Origin of the sequence: Klebsiella sp. P1CD1, assembly GCF_003790505.1 — a bacterium.
Classification (GTDB): Bacteria; Pseudomonadota; Gammaproteobacteria; order Enterobacterales; family Enterobacteriaceae; genus Klebsiella; species Klebsiella variicola.
Genome location: NZ_CP033631.1, coordinates 500,008 through 517,205, shown reverse-complemented (window position 1 = coordinate 517,205; position 17,198 = coordinate 500,008). Strand labels below are relative to the sequence as shown.

At 53.6% G+C, this 17,198-nt stretch carries 12 protein-coding genes, 1 tRNA gene and 4 rRNA genes; 7 read left to right on the top strand and 10 right to left on the bottom strand.

What is annotated here, in order from left to right; all coding sequences use genetic code 11:
• Positions 1-10: 10 nt before the first annotated feature.
• From prmA to fis, 3 genes are all read left to right on the top strand, one after another.
• On the top strand, positions 11-892 hold the full coding sequence (prmA, locus tag DTA24_RS02555) for a 50S ribosomal protein L11 methyltransferase (protein WP_008806699.1): 882 nt from the start codon (positions 11-13) through the stop codon (positions 890-892).
• Positions 893-1,249: 357 nt separating this feature from the next.
• Positions 1,250-2,215 carry a tRNA dihydrouridine synthase DusB gene (gene dusB / locus DTA24_RS02545; protein ID WP_008806700.1) on the top strand — a complete coding sequence of 322 codons (966 nt, stop codon included), beginning with the start codon at positions 1,250-1,252 and terminating at the stop codon, positions 2,213-2,215.
• Positions 2,216-2,239: 24 nt separating this feature from the next.
• Positions 2,240-2,536 carry a DNA-binding transcriptional regulator Fis gene (gene fis / locus DTA24_RS02540; RefSeq protein WP_000462905.1) on the top strand — a complete coding sequence of 99 codons (297 nt, stop codon included), beginning with the start codon at positions 2,240-2,242 and terminating at the stop codon, positions 2,534-2,536.
• 84 nt (positions 2,537-2,620) lie between these two features.
• On the opposite strand, the gene envR is transcribed toward fis, so the two are convergent.
• Positions 2,621-3,274, bottom strand: coding sequence for an acrEF/envCD operon transcriptional regulator (gene envR / locus DTA24_RS02535; RefSeq protein ID WP_023298283.1), 654 nt, complete (start codon positions 3,272-3,274; stop codon positions 2,621-2,623).
• Positions 3,275-3,652: 378 nt separating this feature from the next.
• Here envR and DTA24_RS02530 point away from each other — a divergent pair, with 378 nt between their 5' ends.
• The 3 genes from DTA24_RS02530 (at position 3,653) to DTA24_RS02520 (ending at position 8,434) form a co-directional block, all read left to right on the top strand.
• Positions 3,653-4,792, top strand: coding sequence for an efflux RND transporter periplasmic adaptor subunit (locus DTA24_RS02530; protein WP_008806702.1), 1,140 nt, complete (start codon positions 3,653-3,655; stop codon positions 4,790-4,792).
• A gap of 12 nt (positions 4,793-4,804) precedes the next feature.
• Positions 4,805-7,915 carry an efflux RND transporter permease subunit gene (locus tag DTA24_RS02525; RefSeq protein WP_023340768.1) on the top strand — a complete coding sequence of 1,037 codons (3,111 nt, stop codon included), beginning with the start codon at positions 4,805-4,807 and terminating at the stop codon, positions 7,913-7,915.
• Positions 7,916-8,212: 297 nt separating this feature from the next.
• Positions 8,213-8,434 carry a membrane protein gene (locus DTA24_RS02520; RefSeq protein WP_004206262.1) on the top strand — a complete coding sequence of 74 codons (222 nt, stop codon included), beginning with the start codon at positions 8,213-8,215 and terminating at the stop codon, positions 8,432-8,434.
• Between the two features lie 435 nt (positions 8,435-8,869).
• On the opposite strand, the gene rrf (DTA24_RS02515) is transcribed toward DTA24_RS02520, so the two are convergent.
• The 5 genes from rrf (DTA24_RS02515) to DTA24_RS02495 all read right to left on the bottom strand — a co-directional run bounded on the left by rrf (DTA24_RS02515) (position 8,870) and on the right by DTA24_RS02495 (position 13,978).
• A 5S ribosomal RNA gene (gene rrf / locus DTA24_RS02515) occupies positions 8,870-8,985 on the bottom strand.
• 38 nt (positions 8,986-9,023) lie between these two features.
• Positions 9,024-9,099: transfer RNA gene (locus tag DTA24_RS02510), tRNA-Thr, on the bottom strand.
• Positions 9,100-9,113: 14 nt separating this feature from the next.
• Positions 9,114-9,229 (bottom strand): 5S ribosomal RNA (rrf, locus tag DTA24_RS02505).
• Positions 9,230-9,327: 98 nt separating this feature from the next.
• Positions 9,328-12,231 (bottom strand): 23S ribosomal RNA (locus DTA24_RS02500).
• Positions 12,232-12,438: 207 nt separating this feature from the next.
• Positions 12,439-13,978: ribosomal RNA gene (locus DTA24_RS02495) — 16S ribosomal RNA — on the bottom strand.
• The 16S, 23S and 5S rRNA genes sit together here with 1 tRNA gene alongside, the layout of an rRNA operon.
• A gap of 471 nt (positions 13,979-14,449) precedes the next feature.
• On the opposite strand from DTA24_RS02495, the gene DTA24_RS02490 reads away from it, so the two are divergent.
• Positions 14,450-15,004, top strand: coding sequence for a gamma carbonic anhydrase family protein (locus DTA24_RS02490; protein ID WP_008807065.1), 555 nt, complete (start codon positions 14,450-14,452; stop codon positions 15,002-15,004).
• Here the strand turns inward: DTA24_RS02490 and DTA24_RS02485 are convergent.
• From DTA24_RS02485 to DTA24_RS02470, 4 genes are read right to left on the bottom strand one after another with little or no spacing between them, the layout of a single operon-like run.
• Positions 14,980-15,237 (bottom strand): DUF1488 domain-containing protein, encoded by a 258-nt coding sequence (locus tag DTA24_RS02485; protein ID WP_008807064.1) that lies wholly within the window; start codon positions 15,235-15,237, stop codon positions 14,980-14,982. The genes DTA24_RS02490 and DTA24_RS02485 overlap by 25 nt on opposite strands.
• The gene (gene aroE, locus DTA24_RS02480) at positions 15,234-16,052 is read right to left on the bottom strand and encodes a shikimate dehydrogenase (protein WP_008807063.1); all 819 of its coding nucleotides are present in this window, start codon (positions 16,050-16,052) and stop codon (positions 15,234-15,236) included. Before aroE ends, DTA24_RS02485 begins: the two co-directional genes overlap by 4 nt.
• A 3-nt stretch (positions 16,053-16,055) precedes the next feature.
• On the bottom strand, positions 16,056-16,628 hold the full coding sequence (tsaC, locus tag DTA24_RS02475) for an L-threonylcarbamoyladenylate synthase type 1 TsaC (RefSeq protein WP_008807062.1): 573 nt from the start codon (positions 16,626-16,628) through the stop codon (positions 16,056-16,058).
• 4 nt (positions 16,629-16,632) lie between these two features.
• Positions 16,633-17,175, bottom strand: a complete 543-nt coding sequence (locus tag DTA24_RS02470) for a type I DNA topoisomerase (RefSeq protein WP_004145330.1) — start codon at positions 17,173-17,175, stop codon at positions 16,633-16,635.
• Positions 17,176-17,198 lie beyond the last annotated feature (23 nt).

Sequence of the window (17,198 nt, the reverse complement as noted above, 5' to 3'; positions counted from 1 at the left end):
GAGTTTTGCTATGCCATGGATCCAACTGAAACTAAATACTACCGGCGCGAACGCAGAAGATCTTAGCGATGCGCTGATGGAGGCCGGATCGGTCTCCATCACCTTCCAGGATACGCACGATACGCCGGTATTTGAGCCGTTGCCCGGGGAAACCCGGCTGTGGGGCGATACCGACGTGATCGGCCTGTTCGATGCCGAAACCGATATGAAAGCGGTCGTTGCCCAACTGGAGCAGCATCCGCTGCTCGGCGCCGGCTTTGCGCATAAAATTGAACAGCTGGAAGATAAAGACTGGGAGCGCGAGTGGATGGATAACTTCCACCCGATGCGTTTCGGTGAGCGCCTGTGGATTTGTCCGAGCTGGCGCGATGTCCCCGATGAGAACGCGGTCAACGTGATGCTTGATCCGGGACTGGCTTTTGGTACCGGCACTCATCCCACTACCGCCATGTGTCTGCAGTGGCTCGACGGCCTCGACCTGCAGGGCAAAACCGTTATCGATTTTGGCTGCGGTTCCGGCATCCTGGCGATCGCCGCCCTGAAACTGGGTGCCGCTAAAGCTATCGGGATTGATATCGACCCACAGGCCATCCAGGCCAGCCGTGATAACGCCCAGCGTAACGGCGTCTCCGAGCGTCTTGAATTGTATCTGCCGCAGGATCAGCCAGAAGCCATGAAAGCCGATGTCGTGGTCGCAAACATCCTCGCGGGCCCGTTACGTGAGCTGGCCCCATTAATCAGCGTCCTGCCGGTTACAGGCGGCCTGCTGGGCCTTTCCGGCATTCTGGCAAGCCAGGCGGAAAGCGTCTGCGAAGCCTACGCCCCGCTCTTCACCCTCGACCCGGTGGTGGAGAAAGAGGAGTGGTGCCGGATCACCGGCCGGAAAAACTAAGCACAATGCGGCCTGCGGGCCGCATTTTTGTTTCCAGTAGCCACCAAATAATGCCTGGAAATGAGAGGCAGATCGCACTACAGAGTACTTTTTTGGCTACAAAAACAGCGTTTTATGCCGTCAGGCAGCGAGTTTATCTAAGAAAAATCGAGAAGTTTTACGATTTTATAAATGGACACAAATTACCCATCATCAATTAAAGTAATGATTAATATAAGTATTTATTCATCGCTTTTACGCTAGTCCCGGATTCATTGATCTGCAACAGAGGATTGCTCAAAGTTTGGCCTTTCATCTCGTGCAAAAAATGCGTAATATACGCCGCCTTGCAGTCACAGTATGGTCATTTCTTAACTCATGCGCATCGGACACCACCAGCTCAGAAATCGCCTGATCGCAGCGCCCATGGCTGGCATTACTGACAGACCATTCCGGACGCTGTGCTATGAGATGGGAGCGGGTTTAACCGTTTCCGAGATGATGTCCTCTAATCCACAGGTGTGGGAGAGCGACAAGTCCCGTTTACGGATGGTGCATATTGATGAGCCCGGTATTCGTACCGTGCAAATCGCCGGTAGCGTACCGGAAGAGATGGCTGCAGCCGCGCGGATTAACGTGGAAAGTGGCGCCCAGATTATAGATATCAATATGGGATGCCCGGCGAAAAAGGTGAATCGCAAGCTTGCAGGTTCAGCCCTCTTGCAGTACCCCGAGCAGGTGAAGTCAATCCTGACGGCGGTCGTCAACGCGGTGGACGTTCCTGTGACTCTCAAGATTCGCACCGGTTGGGAACCGGAACACCGTAACTGCGTAGAGATTGCCCAACTGGCCGAAGAGTGTGGCATTCAGGCTCTGACTATTCACGGACGCACCCGCGCCTGCTTGTTTAACGGAGACGCTGAGTACGACAGTATTCGGGCAGTTAAGCAGAAAGTTTCCATTCCGATTATCGCGAATGGTGACATTACTGACCCGCTTAAAGCCAGAGCTGTGCTCGACTATACAGGGGCTGATGCCCTGATGATAGGCCGTGCAGCTCAGGGAAGACCCTGGATCTTTCGGGAAATCCAGCATTATCTGGACACTGGAGAGCTGCTGCCCCCGCTGCCACTGGCAGAGGTTAAGCGCTTGCTTTGTGCGCACGTTCGGGAATTGCATGACTTTTACGGTCAGGCAAAAGGGTACCGAATCGCGCGTAAACACGTCTCCTGGTATCTTCAGGAACATGCTCCAGATGACCAGTTTCGGCGCACATTCAACGCCATTGAGGATGCCAGCGAACAGCTGGAGGCGTTGGAGGCATACTTCGAAAATTTTGCGTAATAGAAATAAAGAGCTGACAGAACTATGTTCGAACAACGCGTAAATTCTGACGTACTGACCGTTTCTACCGTTAACTCTCAGGATCAGGTAACTCAAAAACCCCTGCGTGACTCGGTTAAACAGGCACTGAAGAACTATTTTGCTCAACTGAACGGTCAGGATGTGAATGACCTGTATGAGCTGGTACTGGCTGAAGTTGAACAGCCCCTGTTGGACATGGTGATGCAATACACCCGTGGTAACCAGACCCGCGCAGCCCTGATGATGGGCATCAACCGCGGTACACTGCGTAAAAAACTGAAAAAATACGGCATGAACTGATACTAGTCAGTTGCTTGCTTGATATAAAAGGCGCTCTTCGGCATGGGGAAGCGCCTTTTTTATTATCTGCGCCGACAGAACACATTACTGATTCACTACCCGCAGTACAGGCTCCTGCGATAAACGAGCAACACAGACCACCGCCATAATATTATCCACCAGCGCAGGTGCCTGCTGATACAGATCGAAGCGTTGCGGTTCAAGCAGCCAGTTTTTAATCAAGCCGGAAAAGGCGCTATGTAAAACAATTAATATCACGTCGATATTTGTTTCGGCTGGCAATATATTGTTACGCACACAGCGCTGCAGAATGCCGCCAATAACGGAATAGTTAAATCCAATGCGTTGGCGAATTTCGCTCTCCGATAACATATCGCTGGCAAACTCACAGCGTTGATAAAGGATTTGCATCAGGGCACGCTGGCGAGGATTCTCAGCAATATAGCGCAGGCCGGCAATAAATCGCTGGCGCAAATCTTTTAAGGGCTCCTGCTCATTCCTTGTCGCCAGGTTTTGCTGAATCAAATCCCTGAGCGGTGGCTGCTGCTGCCACATCTCATTAAACAACTCGGTCTTACTGGCAAAATGCCAGTATACGGCGCCGCGAGTCACCCCCGCCGCATCAGCGATATCCGTCAGGGTCGTATTGGTCACCCCCCGCAGGGCGAACTGCTGGATCGCGGACTCAATCAGGAGCTGCCGCGTGCGCAGCGCCTCCTCTTTGGTTTTTCTCGCCATATAAGATCTCAGTTCCCGATTAACAGGCAATATAGATTTTTCTGAAGTTCCCTTAATCTAACATTCGGTGCACAATATTATTTAGCAAAAATGCAGACAAGCTAATTCTGATGTAGAAAACCAACGAATCACCTTAATGAATATTAATAGCCAACTCATTCATTAAAACAATGTCTGTTTATTATGTTTTACAATTAAGATAAATAGTAAAAACAGATCGGCCATTTTTTTGTTTTTGCGTGCCTTGCTGATTGCTTAAAAATAAGTATCTCTTACATCCAATGGCGTTTATTTGTAGGATGGCAAACTGCTTTTTGATTCCCTCTTTCTTTCACAGATTCGCCGCCGAATTTGGCACGTAATCTATAAGGAACCGCAATGACAACTCACGCCAGAGTGACACTTTTATCCGGTTTAATTATCTCTGCCTTGTTGCTTACCGGCTGCGATAATTCGGGCAACCCGCAACCCCATGCACAGGCGCCGCAGGTGACGGTCCATGTCGTGAACAGTGCGCCGTTGTCGGTCACCACCGAACTGCCAGGCCGCACCTCTGCTTTTCGCGTGGCGGAAGTCCGCCCCCAGGTGAGCGGTATCATCCTGAAGCGTAACTTTGTTGAAGGAAGTGATGTCGAAGCAGGTCAGTCGCTCTATCAGATCGATCCGGCAACCTATCAGGCCGCCTGGAACAGCGCGAAAGGCGATGAGGCCAAAGCCGAAGCCGCAGCCGCCATCGCCCATTTGACGGTGAAACGCTACGTTCCACTGCTGGGTACCAAATATATCAGCCAGCAGGAATACGATCAGGCGGTGGCCACCGCACGCCAGGCCGACGCCGACGTCATCGCCACCAAAGCCGCCGTAGACACCGCCCGTATCAACCTGGCCTACACCAAAGTGACCTCCCCCATAAGCGGGCGCATCGGCAAATCGAGCGTCACCGAGGGCGCGCTGGTCACCAACGGTCAGTCGGATGCCCTGGCCACCGTCCAGCAGCTCGACCCCATCTATGTCGACGTGACGGAGTCCAGCAATGACTTTATGCGCCTTAAGCAGGAAAGCCTGCAGCGCGGCGGTGATACAAAAAGCGTTGAGCTGGTGATGGAGAACGGCCAGGCCTATCCGCTTAAAGGGTCGCTGCAGTTCTCTGACGTCACTGTCGATGAAAGCACGGGCTCTATCACGCTACGCGCTATCTTCCCTAACCCGCAGCATGCCCTGCTGCCGGGGATGTTCGTCCGTGCTCGCATAGACGAAGGTGTCGATCCGCAGGCCATCCTGGTGCCGCAGCAGGGAGTGACCCGCACGCCGCGGGGCGATGCCTCCGTGATGTTGGTGAATGACAAAAACCAGGTTGAAACCCGGGAAGTGGTCGCGACTCAGGCCGTTGGCGATAAATGGCTCATCACCAGCGGGCTGAAGCCGGGCGATAAAGTGATTGTCAGCGGCTTACAGAAAGTCCGTCCAGGCGTCACCGTCAAAGCGGAAGCGGAGCGTGCGGCACCGGCCGCACAATAAGGATACTCAGCCATGTCTAAGTTTTTTATCCATCGACCGGTCTTCGCCTGGGTGCTGGCCATCATTATGATGATTGCCGGCGGCCTGGCCATCCTGCAGCTACCGATAGCGCAGTATCCGACGATTGCGCCCCCTGCGGTGGCGATCTCCGCCACCTACCCGGGTGCGGATGCCCAAACCGTGCAGGATACGGTCACTCAGGTTATCGAACAGAATATGAACGGTATCGACAACCTGATGTATATGTCGTCGACCAGCGACTCCGCTGGCTCGGTAACCATTACGCTCACCTTTAAGTCCGGCACCGATCCGGATATCGCCCAGGTGCAGGTGCAAAACAAACTGCAGTTGGCTACGCCGCTGCTGCCTCAGGAAGTACAGCAGCAAGGGATTAGCGTCGAAAAATCCAGCAGCAGCTTCCTGCTGGTTGCCGGCTTTATCTCTGATAACCCGGCCACCACCCAGGACGATATTTCTGACTATGTCGCCTCCAACGTGAAAGACCCTATCAGCCGCCTCAACGGCGTGGGCGATGTGCAGCTGTTCGGCGCGCAGTACGCCATGCGCGTCTGGCTGGACGGCAATTTGCTGAATAAATACAACCTCACGCCGGTCGACGTCATCAATGCGCTGAAGGTTCAGAACGATCAGATCGCCGCGGGTCAGTTGGGCGGTACGCCGGCGCTGAAAGGTCAGCAACTGAACGCGTCGATCATCGCTCAGACGCGGCTTAAAGATCCGCAGGAGTTTGGCAAGGTTACACTCCGGGTCAATGCCGATGGTTCGGTCGTCCATCTGAAAGACGTCGCCCGCATTGAGCTGGGGGGAGAAAACTACAACGTCGTCGCGAGAATTAACGGTAAACCCGCCTCTGGTCTGGGTATTAAGCTTGCGACCGGCGCCAACGCGCTGGATACTGCCACCGCGATTAAAGCGAAGCTGGCCGAGCTACAGCCCTACTTCCCTCAGGGGATGAAGGTTGTCTATCCGTACGATACGACCCCTTTCGTCAAAATCTCCATCCACGAAGTGGTTAAAACGCTCTTTGAGGCAATTATCCTCGTCTTTCTTGTCATGTATCTGTTTCTGCAGAACATGCGCGCAACGCTCATTCCGACGATTGCCGTTCCTGTCGTGCTGTTGGGTACCTTTGCGGTACTGTCGATGTTTGGCTACTCCATCAACACCCTGACGATGTTTGGCATGGTGCTGGCGATAGGTCTGTTGGTCGATGACGCCATCGTGGTGGTGGAAAACGTCGAACGTGTAATGGTTGAGGAGAAGCTCTCGCCAAAAGAAGCGACAGAAAAGTCGATGTCGCAGATCCAGGGGGCGCTGGTGGGTATCGCCATGGTGCTCTCTGCGGTATTCGTCCCGATGGCCTTTTTCGGCGGCTCGACTGGCGCGATTTATCGTCAGTTTTCGATCACTATCGTCTCCGCCATGGCGCTCTCCGTGCTGGTTGCGCTGGTACTGACGCCGGCGCTCTGCGCCACGTTGTTGAAGCCAGCCTCAGCCGAACACCATGAGAAAAAAGGATTTTTCGGCTGGTTTAACGCCCGCTTTGACCAGAGCGTCAATCACTATACCAACAGCGTTAGCGGCATTCTGCGTGGAACAGGCCGTTATCTGGTGATCTACCTGGTGATAGTAGTGGGGATGGCCGTGTTGTTCATGCGTTTGCCCACGTCCTTTCTGCCCGACGAGGATCAAGGCGTCTTCCTGACCATGATCCAGCTGCCTTCCGGCGCGACCCAGGAGCGCACGCAGAAGGTGCTGGATACCGTAACCGACTACTATCTGCATAACGAGAAGGCCAATGTTGAAAGCGTCTTTACCGTTAACGGCTTCAGCTTCAGCGGCCAGGGGCAAAACTCCGGCATGGCGTTTGTCAGCCTGAAACCCTGGGAAGCGCGTAGCGGTGATGAAAACAACGTTGAGTCGATTATTAAACGAGCCACCATGGCCTTCAGCCAGATAAAAGACGCCATGGTTTTCCCGTTCAACATGCCGGCCATTATTGAGCTGGGTACCGCCACCGGCTTCGACTTTGAGCTGATCGACCAGGGTGGACTTGGCCATACCGCCCTGACCCAGGCGCGAAACCAACTGCTCGGTATGGTGAAACAGCATCCGGATCAGCTGGTCCGGGTACGGCCCAATGGGCTGGAAGATACGCCGCAGTTCAAACTGGATGTCGATCAGGAAAAAGCGCAGGCGCTGGGCGTATCCCTCTCCGATATCAATGAAACGATATCCGCGGCGCTGGGGGGGTACTACGTCAATGACTTTATCGACCGCGGCCGCGTGAAAAAAGTGTACGTCCAGGCTGATGCCCATTTCCGTATGCTGCCGAGCGACATTAACAACATGTACGTTCGTAGCGCCAACGGCGAAATGGTTCCGTTCTCCGCCTTTGTCACTTCACGCTGGATCTATGGCTCGCCGCGTCTGGAGCGCTACAACGGCTTGCCGTCCATGGAGATCCTCGGTGAAGCCTCGCCAGGAAAAAGTACCGGGGAAGCCATGGCCCTGATGGAACAACTGGCCAGTAAACTGCCGAGCGGCATCGGTTACGACTGGACCGGGATGTCTTACCAGGAACGGCTCTCCGGCAACCAGGCGCCTGCACTTTATGCCATCTCATTGATAGTCGTCTTCCTGTGCCTGGCAGCGCTGTATGAGAGCTGGTCGATCCCCTTCTCAGTCATGTTAGTGGTTCCACTGGGGGTCATTGGCGCGCTGTTAGCGGCCACGCTGCGTGGGCTGAATAATGACGTTTACTTCCAGGTCGGTCTTTTGACTACGATCGGTTTGTCGGCAAAGAATGCGATCCTGATCGTTGAGTTCGCCAAGGATCTGATGGAGAAAGAAGGGAAAGGGATCATTGAGGCTACGCTGGAGGCATCGCGGATGCGCCTGCGCCCTATTCTTATGACATCTCTGGCTTTTATCCTCGGGGTTATGCCGCTGGTGATTAGCCATGGTGCCGGTAGCGGGGCTCAGAATGCAGTGGGCACCGGCGTGATGGGCGGGATGCTTACCGCGACACTGCTGGCGATCTTCTTTGTTCCGGTGTTCTTCGTGGTCGTTAGGCGACGCTTTACCCGGCACGCTGAATAATTCGGCTATGTCTTGAAGGCGCCCCCTCCGGGCGCTTTTTTTTGCATGGAATATTGGACGCCAGCTAAACTAAACTCCCCGCAGTCTGGCAACCGCCATCGCACGCAGCATCGCTGAATCACAATCTTTCTCTCCATCTTTTCTGCATATTCCCGGGCTTATCTTCACGATATTTACGCGGCTCATAAATTGAGATGATTTCGGCATCCGGGCCGGACAATCCGCGGTGATAAAATAAGCCATTCCGTTCTGCACTGGCTCTCAGTACAACCCTGCGGATTATCCAGAGGTAATATCATGAAAAAGTATTTAATCGTGGCGCTGCTGGCCTCTCTGCTGGCAGGCTGTGCCCATGACTCTCCTTGCGTGCCGGTTTATGACTCGCAAGGCCGCTTAGTCCACACCAATACCTGTATGAAAGGCACAACAGAAGACAACTGGGACACCGCAGGTGCGATCGCCGGGGGGGCCGCCGCGGTAGCCGGCCTCACGTTAGGGATCGTCGCGCTGACTCGTTAGCAACTCCGCTCCACAAATGCTCAGCCTGGAGGCGTTCCCTTCGGCTCAGTCGCCAGAAAGACAAAAGGCCCAGTCACACGACTGGGCCTTTCATTTACGTTGATATGACCGCTGCTTTCCCCAGAGGCGGTGCTGCGCACCTTTTCCGGGCTACGGGGTCTGTAGCCCCGGTAAGCGCAGCGCCACCGGGGGAGCTGGCGGCGCGTCTGGCCGCAAAAAACAAAAAAGCCCGGTCTTCCGCTGAGCCTTTCGTTTTATTTGATGCCTGGGAATGATGGCGGGCGTCCTGCCCGCTACCCTCCGGCCGTTGCTGCGCAACGTTCAAATCCGCTCCCGGCGGATTTGTCCTGCTCCGGAGAGCGCTCATCGTCAAACAACAGATATAACAAAAACAAAAGGCCCAGTCTTTCGACTGGGCCTTTTGTTTTATTTGATGCCTGGCGATTCCCTACTCTCACATGGGGAGACCCCACACTACCATCGGCGCTACGACGTTTCACTTCTGAGTTCGGCATGGGGTCAGGTGGGACCGCCGCGCTATTGTCGCCAGGCAAATTCTTTACAACGTGCCGAACTTTAACCTAAAAAGTGGTGCTGATACCCAGAGTCGAACTGGGGACCTCACCCTTACCAAGGGTGCGCTCTACCAACTGAGCCATATCAGCACGCTAAATTTGATGCCTGGCAGTTCCCTACTCTCACATGGGGAGACCCCACACTACCATCGGCGCTACGGCGTTTCACTTCTGAGTTCGGCATGGGGTCAGGTGGGACCACCGCGCTATCGCCGCCAGGCAAATTCTGTTTTATCAACACGTCTCACGGACGCATCGAGTAATCTGTATCAGAGCTGAAAATCTTCTCTCAAATCGCCAAAACAGCTTCGGCGTTGTAAGGTTAAGCCTCACGGTTCATTAGTACCGGTTAGCTCAACGCATCGCTGCGCTTACACACCCGGCCTATCAACGTCGTCGTCTTCAACGTTCCTTCAGGAGACTTAAAGTCTCAGGGAGAACTCATCTCGGGGCAAGTTTCGTGCTTAGATGCTTTCAGCACTTATCTCTTCCGCATTTAGCTACCGGGCAGTGCCATTGGCATGACAACCCGAACACCAGTGATGCGTCCACTCCGGTCCTCTCGTACTAGGAGCAGCCCCCCTCAATTCTCCAGCGCCCACGGCAGATAGGGACCGAACTGTCTCACGACGTTCTAAACCCAGCTCGCGTACCACTTTAAATGGCGAACAGCCATACCCTTGGGACCTACTTCAGCCCCAGGATGTGATGAGCCGACATCGAGGTGCCAAACACCGCCGTCGATATGAACTCTTGGGCGGTATCAGCCTGTTATCCCCGGAGTACCTTTTATCCGTTGAGCGATGGCCCTTCCATTCAGAACCACCGGATCACTATGACCTGCTTTCGCACCTGCTCGCGCCGTCACGCTCGCAGTCAAGCTAGCTTATGCCATTGCACTAACCTCCTGATGTCCGACCAGGATTAGCTAACCTTCGTGCTCCTCCGTTACTCTTTGGGAGGAGACCGCCCCAGTCAAACTACCCACCAGACACTGTCCGCAACCCCGGTCAGGGGCCTACGTTAGAACATCAAACATTAAAGGGTGGTATTTCAAGGTTGGCTCCACGCAGACTGGCGTCCACGCTTCAAAGCCTCCCACCTATCCTACACATCAAGGCTCAATGTTCAGTGTCAAGCTATAGTAAAGGTTCACGGGGTCTTTCCGTCTTGCCGCGGGTACACTGCATCTTCACAGCGAGTTCAATTTCACTGAGTCTCGGGTGGAGACAGCCTGGCCATCATTACGCCATTCGTGCAGGTCGGAACTTACCCGACAAGGAATTTCGCTACCTTAGGACCGTTATAGTTACGGCCGCCGTTTACCGGGGCTTCGATCAAGAGCTTCTCCTTACGGATAACCCCATCAATTAACCTTCCGGCACCGGGCAGGCGTCACACCGTATACGTCCACTTTCGTGTTTGCACAGTGCTGTGTTTTTAATAAACAGTTGCAGCCAGCTGGTATCTTCGACTGGTCTCAGCTCCGTCCGCAGGGACTTCACCTACACACCAGCGTGCCTTCTCCCGAAGTTACGGCACCATTTTGCCTAGTTCCTTCACCCGAGTTCTCTCAAGCGCCTTGGTATTCTCTACCTGACCACCTGTGTCGGTTTGGGGTACGATTTAATGTTACCTGATGCTTAGAGGCTTTTCCTGGAAGCAGGGCATTTGTTACTTCAGCACCGTAGTGCCTCGTCATCACACCTCAGCGTTAAAAGGTACCGGATTTACCTGGAACCTCCGCCTACATGCTTAAACCGGGACAACCGTCGCCCGGCTAACATAGCCTTCTCCGTCCCCCCTTCGCAGTAACACCAAGTACAGGAATATTAACCTGTTTCCCATCGACTACGCCTTTCGGCCTCGCCTTAGGGGTCGACTCACCCTGCCCCGATTAACGTTGGACAGGAACCCTTGGTCTTCCGGCGAGCGGGCTTTTCACCCGCTTTATCGTTACTTATGTCAGCATTCGCACTTCTGATACCTCCAGCAACCCTCACAGGCCACCTTCGCAGGCTTACAGAACGCTCCCCTACCCAACAACACATAGTGTCGCTGCCGCAGCTTCGGTGCATGGTTTAGCCCCGTTACATCTTCCGCGCAGGCCGACTCGACCAGTGAGCTATTACGCTTTCTTTAAATGATGGCTGCTTCTAAGCCAACATCCTGGCTGTCTGTGCCTTCCCACATCGTTTCCCACTTAACCATGACTTTGGGACCTTAGCTGGCGGTCTGGGTTGTTTCCCTCTTCACGACGGACGTTAGCACCCGCCGTGTGTCTCCCGTGATAACATTCTTCGGTATTCGTAGTTTGCATCGGGTTGGTAAGTCGGGATGACCCCCTAGCCGAAACAGTGCTCTACCCCCGAAGATGAGTTCACGAGGCGCTACCTAAATAGCTTTCGGGGAGAACCAGCTATCTCCCGGTTTGATTGGCCTTTCACCCCCAGCCACAAGTCATCCGCTAATTTTTCAACATTAGTCGGTTCGGTCCTCCAGTTAGTGTTACCCAACCTTCAACCTGCCCATGGCTAGATCACCGGGTTTCGGGTCTATACCCTGCAACTTAACGCCCAGTTAAGACTCGGTTTCCCTGCGGCTCCCCTATACGGTTAACCTTGCTACAGAATATAAGTCGCTGACCCATTATACAAAAGGTACGCAGTCACACCCGAAGGTGCTCCCACTGCTTGTACGTACACGGTTTCAGGTTCTTTTTCACTCCCCTCGCCGGGGTTCTTTTCGCCTTTCCCTCACGGTACTGGTTCACTATCGGTCAGTCAGGAGTATTTAGCCTTGGAGGATGGTCCCCCCATATTCAGACAGGATACCACGTGTCCCGCCCTACTCTTCGAGTTCACAACCTGTGCATTTTGGTGTACGGGACTATCACCCTGTACCGTCGGACTTTCCAGACCGTTCCACTAACACACAAGCTGATTCAGACTCTGGGCTGCTCCCCGTTCGCTCGCCGCTACTGGGGGAATCTCGGTTGATTTCTTTTCCTCGGGGTACTTAGATGTTTCAGTTCCCCCGGTTCGCCTCGTTAACCTATGTATTCAGTTAACGATAGTGTGACGAATCACACTGGGTTTCCCCATTCGGACATCGCCGGTTATAACGGTTCATATCACCTTACCGACGCTTTTCGCAGATTAGCACGTCCTTCATCGCCTCTGACTGCCAGGGCATCCACCGTGTACGCTTAGTCGCTTAACCTCACAACCCGAAGATGTTTCGTAAAACACCATCGTGTCGCGAAAATTTGAGAGACTCGAACACACCATTAAAGATGTGTCGTTTCAATTTTCAGCTTGATCCAGATTTTTAAAGAGCAAAATTTCACAATGCACTTCGCAGTACATTTTGAAATTTATCATTTATCAAACAATCTGTGTGGACACTACAAAGGCAGGTTCTTTAAGGTAAGGAGGTGATCCAACCGCAGGTTCCCCTACGGTTACCTTGTTACGACTTCACCCCAGTCATGAATCACAAAGTGGTAAGCGCCCTCCCGAAGGTTAAGCTACCTACTTCTTTTGCAACCCACTCCCATGGTGTGACGGGCGGTGTGTACAAGGCCCGGGAACGTATTCACCGTAGCATTCTGATCTACGATTACTAGCGATTCCGACTTCATGGAGTCGAGTTGCAGACTCCAATCCGGACTACGACATACTTTATGAGGTCCGCTTGCTCTCGCGAGGTCGCTTCTCTTTGTATATGCCATTGTAGCACGTGTGTAGCCCTGGTCGTAAGGGCCATGATGACTTGACGTCATCCCCACCTTCCTCCAGTTTATCACTGGCAGTCTCCTTTGAGTTCCCGGCCTAACCGCTGGCAACAAAGGATAAGGGTTGCGCTCGTTGCGGGACTTAACCCAACATTTCACAACACGAGCTGACGACAGCCATGCAGCACCTGTCTCACAGTTCCCGAAGGCACCAATCCATCTCTGGAAAGTTCTGTGGATGTCAAGACCAGGTAAGGTTCTTCGCGTTGCATCGAATTAAACCACATGCTCCACCGCTTGTGCGGGCCCCCGTCAATTCATTTGAGTTTTAACCTTGCGGCCGTACTCCCCAGGCGGTCGATTTAACGCGTTAGCTCCGGAAGCCACGCCTCAAGGGCACAACCTCCAAATCGACATCGTTTACAGCGTGGACTACCAGGGTATCTAATCCTGTTTGCTCCCCACGCTTTCGCACCTGAGCGTCAGTCTTTGTCCAGGGGGCCGCCTTCGCCACCGGTATTCCTCCAGATCTCTACGCATTTCACCGCTACACCTGGAATTCTACCCCCCTCTACAAGACTCTAGCCTGCCAGTTTCGAATGCAGTTCCCAGGTTGAGCCCGGGGATTTCACATCCGACTTGACAGACCGCCTGCGTGCGCTTTACGCCCAGTAATTCCGATTAACGCTTGCACCCTCCGTATTACCGCGGCTGCTGGCACGGAGTTAGCCGGTGCTTCTTCTGCGGGTAACGTCAATCGGTGAGGTTATTAACCTCACCGCCTTCCTCCCCGCTGAAAGTGCTTTACAACCCGAAGGCCTTCTTCACACACGCGGCATGGCTGCATCAGGCTTGCGCCCATTGTGCAATATTCCCCACTGCTGCCTCCCGTAGGAGTCTGGACCGTGTCTCAGTTCCAGTGTGGCTGGTCATCCTCTCAGACCAGCTAGGGATCGTCGCCTAGGTGAGCCGTTACCCCACCTACCAGCTAATCCCATCTGGGCACATCTGATGGCATGAGGCCCGAAGGTCCCCCACTTTGGTCTTGCGACGTTATGCGGTATTAGCTACCGTTTCCAGTAGTTATCCCCCTCCATCAGGCAGTTTCCCAGACATTACTCACCCGTCCGCCGCTCGTCACCCGAGAGCAAGCTCTCTGTGCTACCGCTCGACTTGCATGTGTTAGGCCTGCCGCCAGCGTTCAATCTGAGCCATGATCAAACTCTTCAATTTAAGTTTGATGCTCGTGAATTAAACTTCGTAATGAATTACGTATGTTCACTCAGAGACTTGGTATTCATTTTTCGTCCGAGGACGTTAAGAATCCATGTCACTTTGAGTGCCCACACAGATTGTCTGATAAATTGTTAAAGAGCAGTTGCGACGCGCTTTAGCGCTCTGTCGCGAGGTGGCGTATATTACGCTTTCCTCTTTCAGAGTCAACCCTGAATTTCAGGATTTTTCTCTTCAACCGAACCGGCTGTTTGTGTGAAGTGATTCACATCTGCCGTGTCAGTGGGAGCGCATTATAGGGATCCCATTTTTTTGCACAAGCCTTTTTTCGATCTTTTTTTCTGAATGGTGATTTTTCACCCTTTTCGTCGCGTAATTGCACGATTTGCTCAATTTTCACCGTTTTCAGGGGTTGCACAGGGAGATAAAAGCCACCAAAGTCTTCTTACATTCCCGTATTTTGAGGTCTATATGTCTGCTCAGCTGCGCCCCTATAAAGCATTTTTCCCACAAATCGGTCTTCGCGTCATGATTGACGCATCCAGCGTTGTTATCGGTGATGTCAGAATTGCCGATGATGTCAGCGTCTGGCCTCTGGTGGCTATTCGCGGCGACGTCAACTATGTATCGATAGGTCAACGCAGCAATATTCAGGACGGTAGCGTTCTCCATGTGACTCATAAGTCCTCTTATAAGCCGGAGGGAAATCCGCTGATCATTGGTGAGGATGTAACTGTTGGTCATAAAGTGATGCTGCACGGCTGCACTATCGGCAACCGCGTGCTGGTTGGTATGGGTTCGATCTTATTAGATGGTGTCGTCGTTGGCGATGACGTCATGATTGGTGCAGGCAGTTTGGTACCGCAGAACAAACAACTGGAAAGCGGCTACCTTTACTTTGGCAATCCGGTCAAACAGATCCGCCCCCTGACGGAGACGGAACGGGAAGGACTGAAGTATTCAGCAAATAACTATGTGAAATGGAAAAATGAATACCTGGATCAGGATAACCAGATCCAGCCCTGAGCATCTTCCTGACCATCGCGGATCAATGCTTCCACCTCTTCCTCTAGATCCCAACGATGTTCCTGGAAGGCGGCCAGCCACTGCGCTGGCCCCTCTGCACCAAAACGCTGCTGCAGGCTCTGTCCTGAAATTGCGCAGGTTAATTGCATCCCATTGACCAGCACAGGAAAAACCACACCCTGCCGTTCGGCATCCCATGATTCCCGGTCAGGAAACTGAATCGCCTGATTCATGCATTCAGTTCCTGCTGCAGCGTTTCGATGACCGGAGCGATAGCCGGCAGGACGCCGTGCCATAGCAGAACAGCATGGGCGGCTTGCGCCACCAGCATTCCCAGCCCATCAGCACAGTGGACTGCGCCATACTGCTGGCACCAGTGAAGAAACGGTGTTGGCCCTTTCTGGTAAAACATGTCATAGCAATACACGTCAGCGTGGACAACAGATGCCGGGATAGCCGGTACATCACCGTCTATTCCACTGGACGTCGCATTGATGATCAGATCGAATGTTTCCCCGGATAAGGTATCCATCTCTCTTGCGCTGACGCTACCGGTATGGGCGAAGAGAGTGGCTAACTCATGGGCACGAGAATAGGTTCGATTCACGATCGTGACGGCACATCCCAGCGACAGAAGCGGCAAAAGAACCCCGCGTGATGCGCCACCAGCACCTACCAGCAGGATCCGCTGGCGCGGCTTAATGAACCCCAGGCGTTCCAGATCGCTCAGGAGGCCAATACCGTCGGTGTTGTCCCCCAGTAAACGGCCATCTTCCAGGCGTTTCAGGGTGTTTACTGCTCCCGCCAGCGCAGCGCGTTCTGTCAGCTCGTCCGCGCGCGCAAAAGCTTCCTCTTTAAAAGGAACGGTGACGTTGGCCCCCTTTCCTCCTTCTGCAAAGAACTGATTCAGAGAAGAGACAAAATCGTCCAGTGGCGCCAGCACACGTCCATAAGGATGAGTAATCCCTAACTGGCGGGCAAACAGCTGATGAATAGAAGGCGACTTGCTGTGCGCGATCGGATTACCAAAAACGGCATAGGTTTCCATGGTTCACCCCTGGCGGAACAGTTTACCCGTCAGGGCATCACGGATTTCAGATGGATTTTGCCGTCCACCCGTGGCGCCATCCACAACCGGGAAGCTGTCACCAAACTGAGCATGAACCTCTGCGGTGGTACGACACGGTGGTTGCCCGGTGAGATTGGCGCTCGTCGAGACCAGCGGTTTCCCGTAAGCTTCGCACAATTCAATCACCAGCGGATGGTTGGTCACGCGTACGGCCAGCGAATCAAAACGCCCCGTCAGCCAGCGCGGCGTTTCAGGACGCGCCGGGAATACAAACGTCACCGGTCCCGGCCAGCAGGAAAAGATAGCGTCCCGCTGCGAGTCACTTAACCGTGAATCATCAACATAAGGCTTCAACTGCTCAAAGCTGGCGGCGATAAGGATCAATCCCTTGTCAACAGGACGCTGCTTCAGCTCCAGCAGACGCATGACGGCCGTTTCGCTGTCTGGATCGCAGCCAACGCCAAAAACGGCTTCTGTGGGGTAGGCGATGACATGTTCATTTTTCAGTACCGCCACGGCATGGGCGACGGTTTCTGAGGGCAGGTTATTGTTCACTGATTTATTCCGCCGGGATCGGCTTTCCACATTGTTTACTGGCACAGAAGCGTCTGAGCCCCTGCGCCGTCTTCTTTTCAATTAACAGCGGGTAATGGCATTCAGGGCATTCGCCCGCTACCGGTTTAAAATTGATAACGAACTGGCAATCAGGGTAGCGATCGCAGGAATGAAAGGTTTTACCGAAACGAGAGCGACGCTGGACCAGATGCCCTTGTCCGCATTGCGGACAGGCGATAGCGGTCTCATCGGGTTTATCAATCAGCTCGGTATGCTCGCATTCGGGATAGCGACTGCAGCCGATAAACATACCAAAGCGCCCCTGGCGTAACACCATGACAGCGCCGCAAGATGGGCACTCCTGTCCCTCCAGCACCTTAACGATATGACCGTCCGCCTGACTTTTCAGGGGACGGATATAGTCACAGTCCGGATAATGCGAACAGCCGAGAAACGGGCCATGTTTCCCGGAACGGATCACCAGTTCAGCCCCGCACTGCGGGCAGGGCTCATTTTTACGCACCGAAAACAGTGCTGATTTGGTCATAACAACTCGATGTTGCTGCAAAA

Bases quoted from the DNA above. Each gene is read 5' to 3' on its own strand.
- DTA24_RS02525 (WP_023340768.1), top strand. From the start codon at position 4,805: ATGTCTAAGTTTTTTATCCATCGACCGGTCTTCGCCTGGGTGCTGGCC.
- dusB (WP_008806700.1), top strand. From the start codon at position 1,250: ATGCGCATCGGACACCACCAGCTCAGAAATCGCCTGATCGCAGCGCCC.
- DTA24_RS02485 (WP_008807064.1), bottom strand. From the start codon at position 15,237: ATGAATCAGGCGATTCAGTTTCCTGACCGGGAATCATGGGATGCCGAA.
- envR (WP_023298283.1), bottom strand. From the start codon at position 3,274: ATGGCGAGAAAAACCAAAGAGGAGGCGCTGCGCACGCGGCAGCTCCTG.
- DTA24_RS02470 (WP_004145330.1), bottom strand. From the start codon at position 17,175: ATGACCAAATCAGCACTGTTTTCGGTGCGTAAAAATGAGCCCTGCCCG.
- prmA (WP_008806699.1), top strand. From the start codon at position 11: ATGCCATGGATCCAACTGAAACTAAATACTACCGGCGCGAACGCAGAA.
- DTA24_RS02530 (WP_008806702.1), top strand. From the start codon at position 3,653: ATGACAACTCACGCCAGAGTGACACTTTTATCCGGTTTAATTATCTCT.
- DTA24_RS02520 (WP_004206262.1), top strand. From the start codon at position 8,213: ATGAAAAAGTATTTAATCGTGGCGCTGCTGGCCTCTCTGCTGGCAGGC.
- DTA24_RS02490 (WP_008807065.1), top strand. From the start codon at position 14,450: ATGTCTGCTCAGCTGCGCCCCTATAAAGCATTTTTCCCACAAATCGGT.
- aroE (WP_008807063.1), bottom strand. From the start codon at position 16,052: ATGGAAACCTATGCCGTTTTTGGTAATCCGATCGCGCACAGCAAGTCG.
- fis (WP_000462905.1), top strand. From the start codon at position 2,240: ATGTTCGAACAACGCGTAAATTCTGACGTACTGACCGTTTCTACCGTT.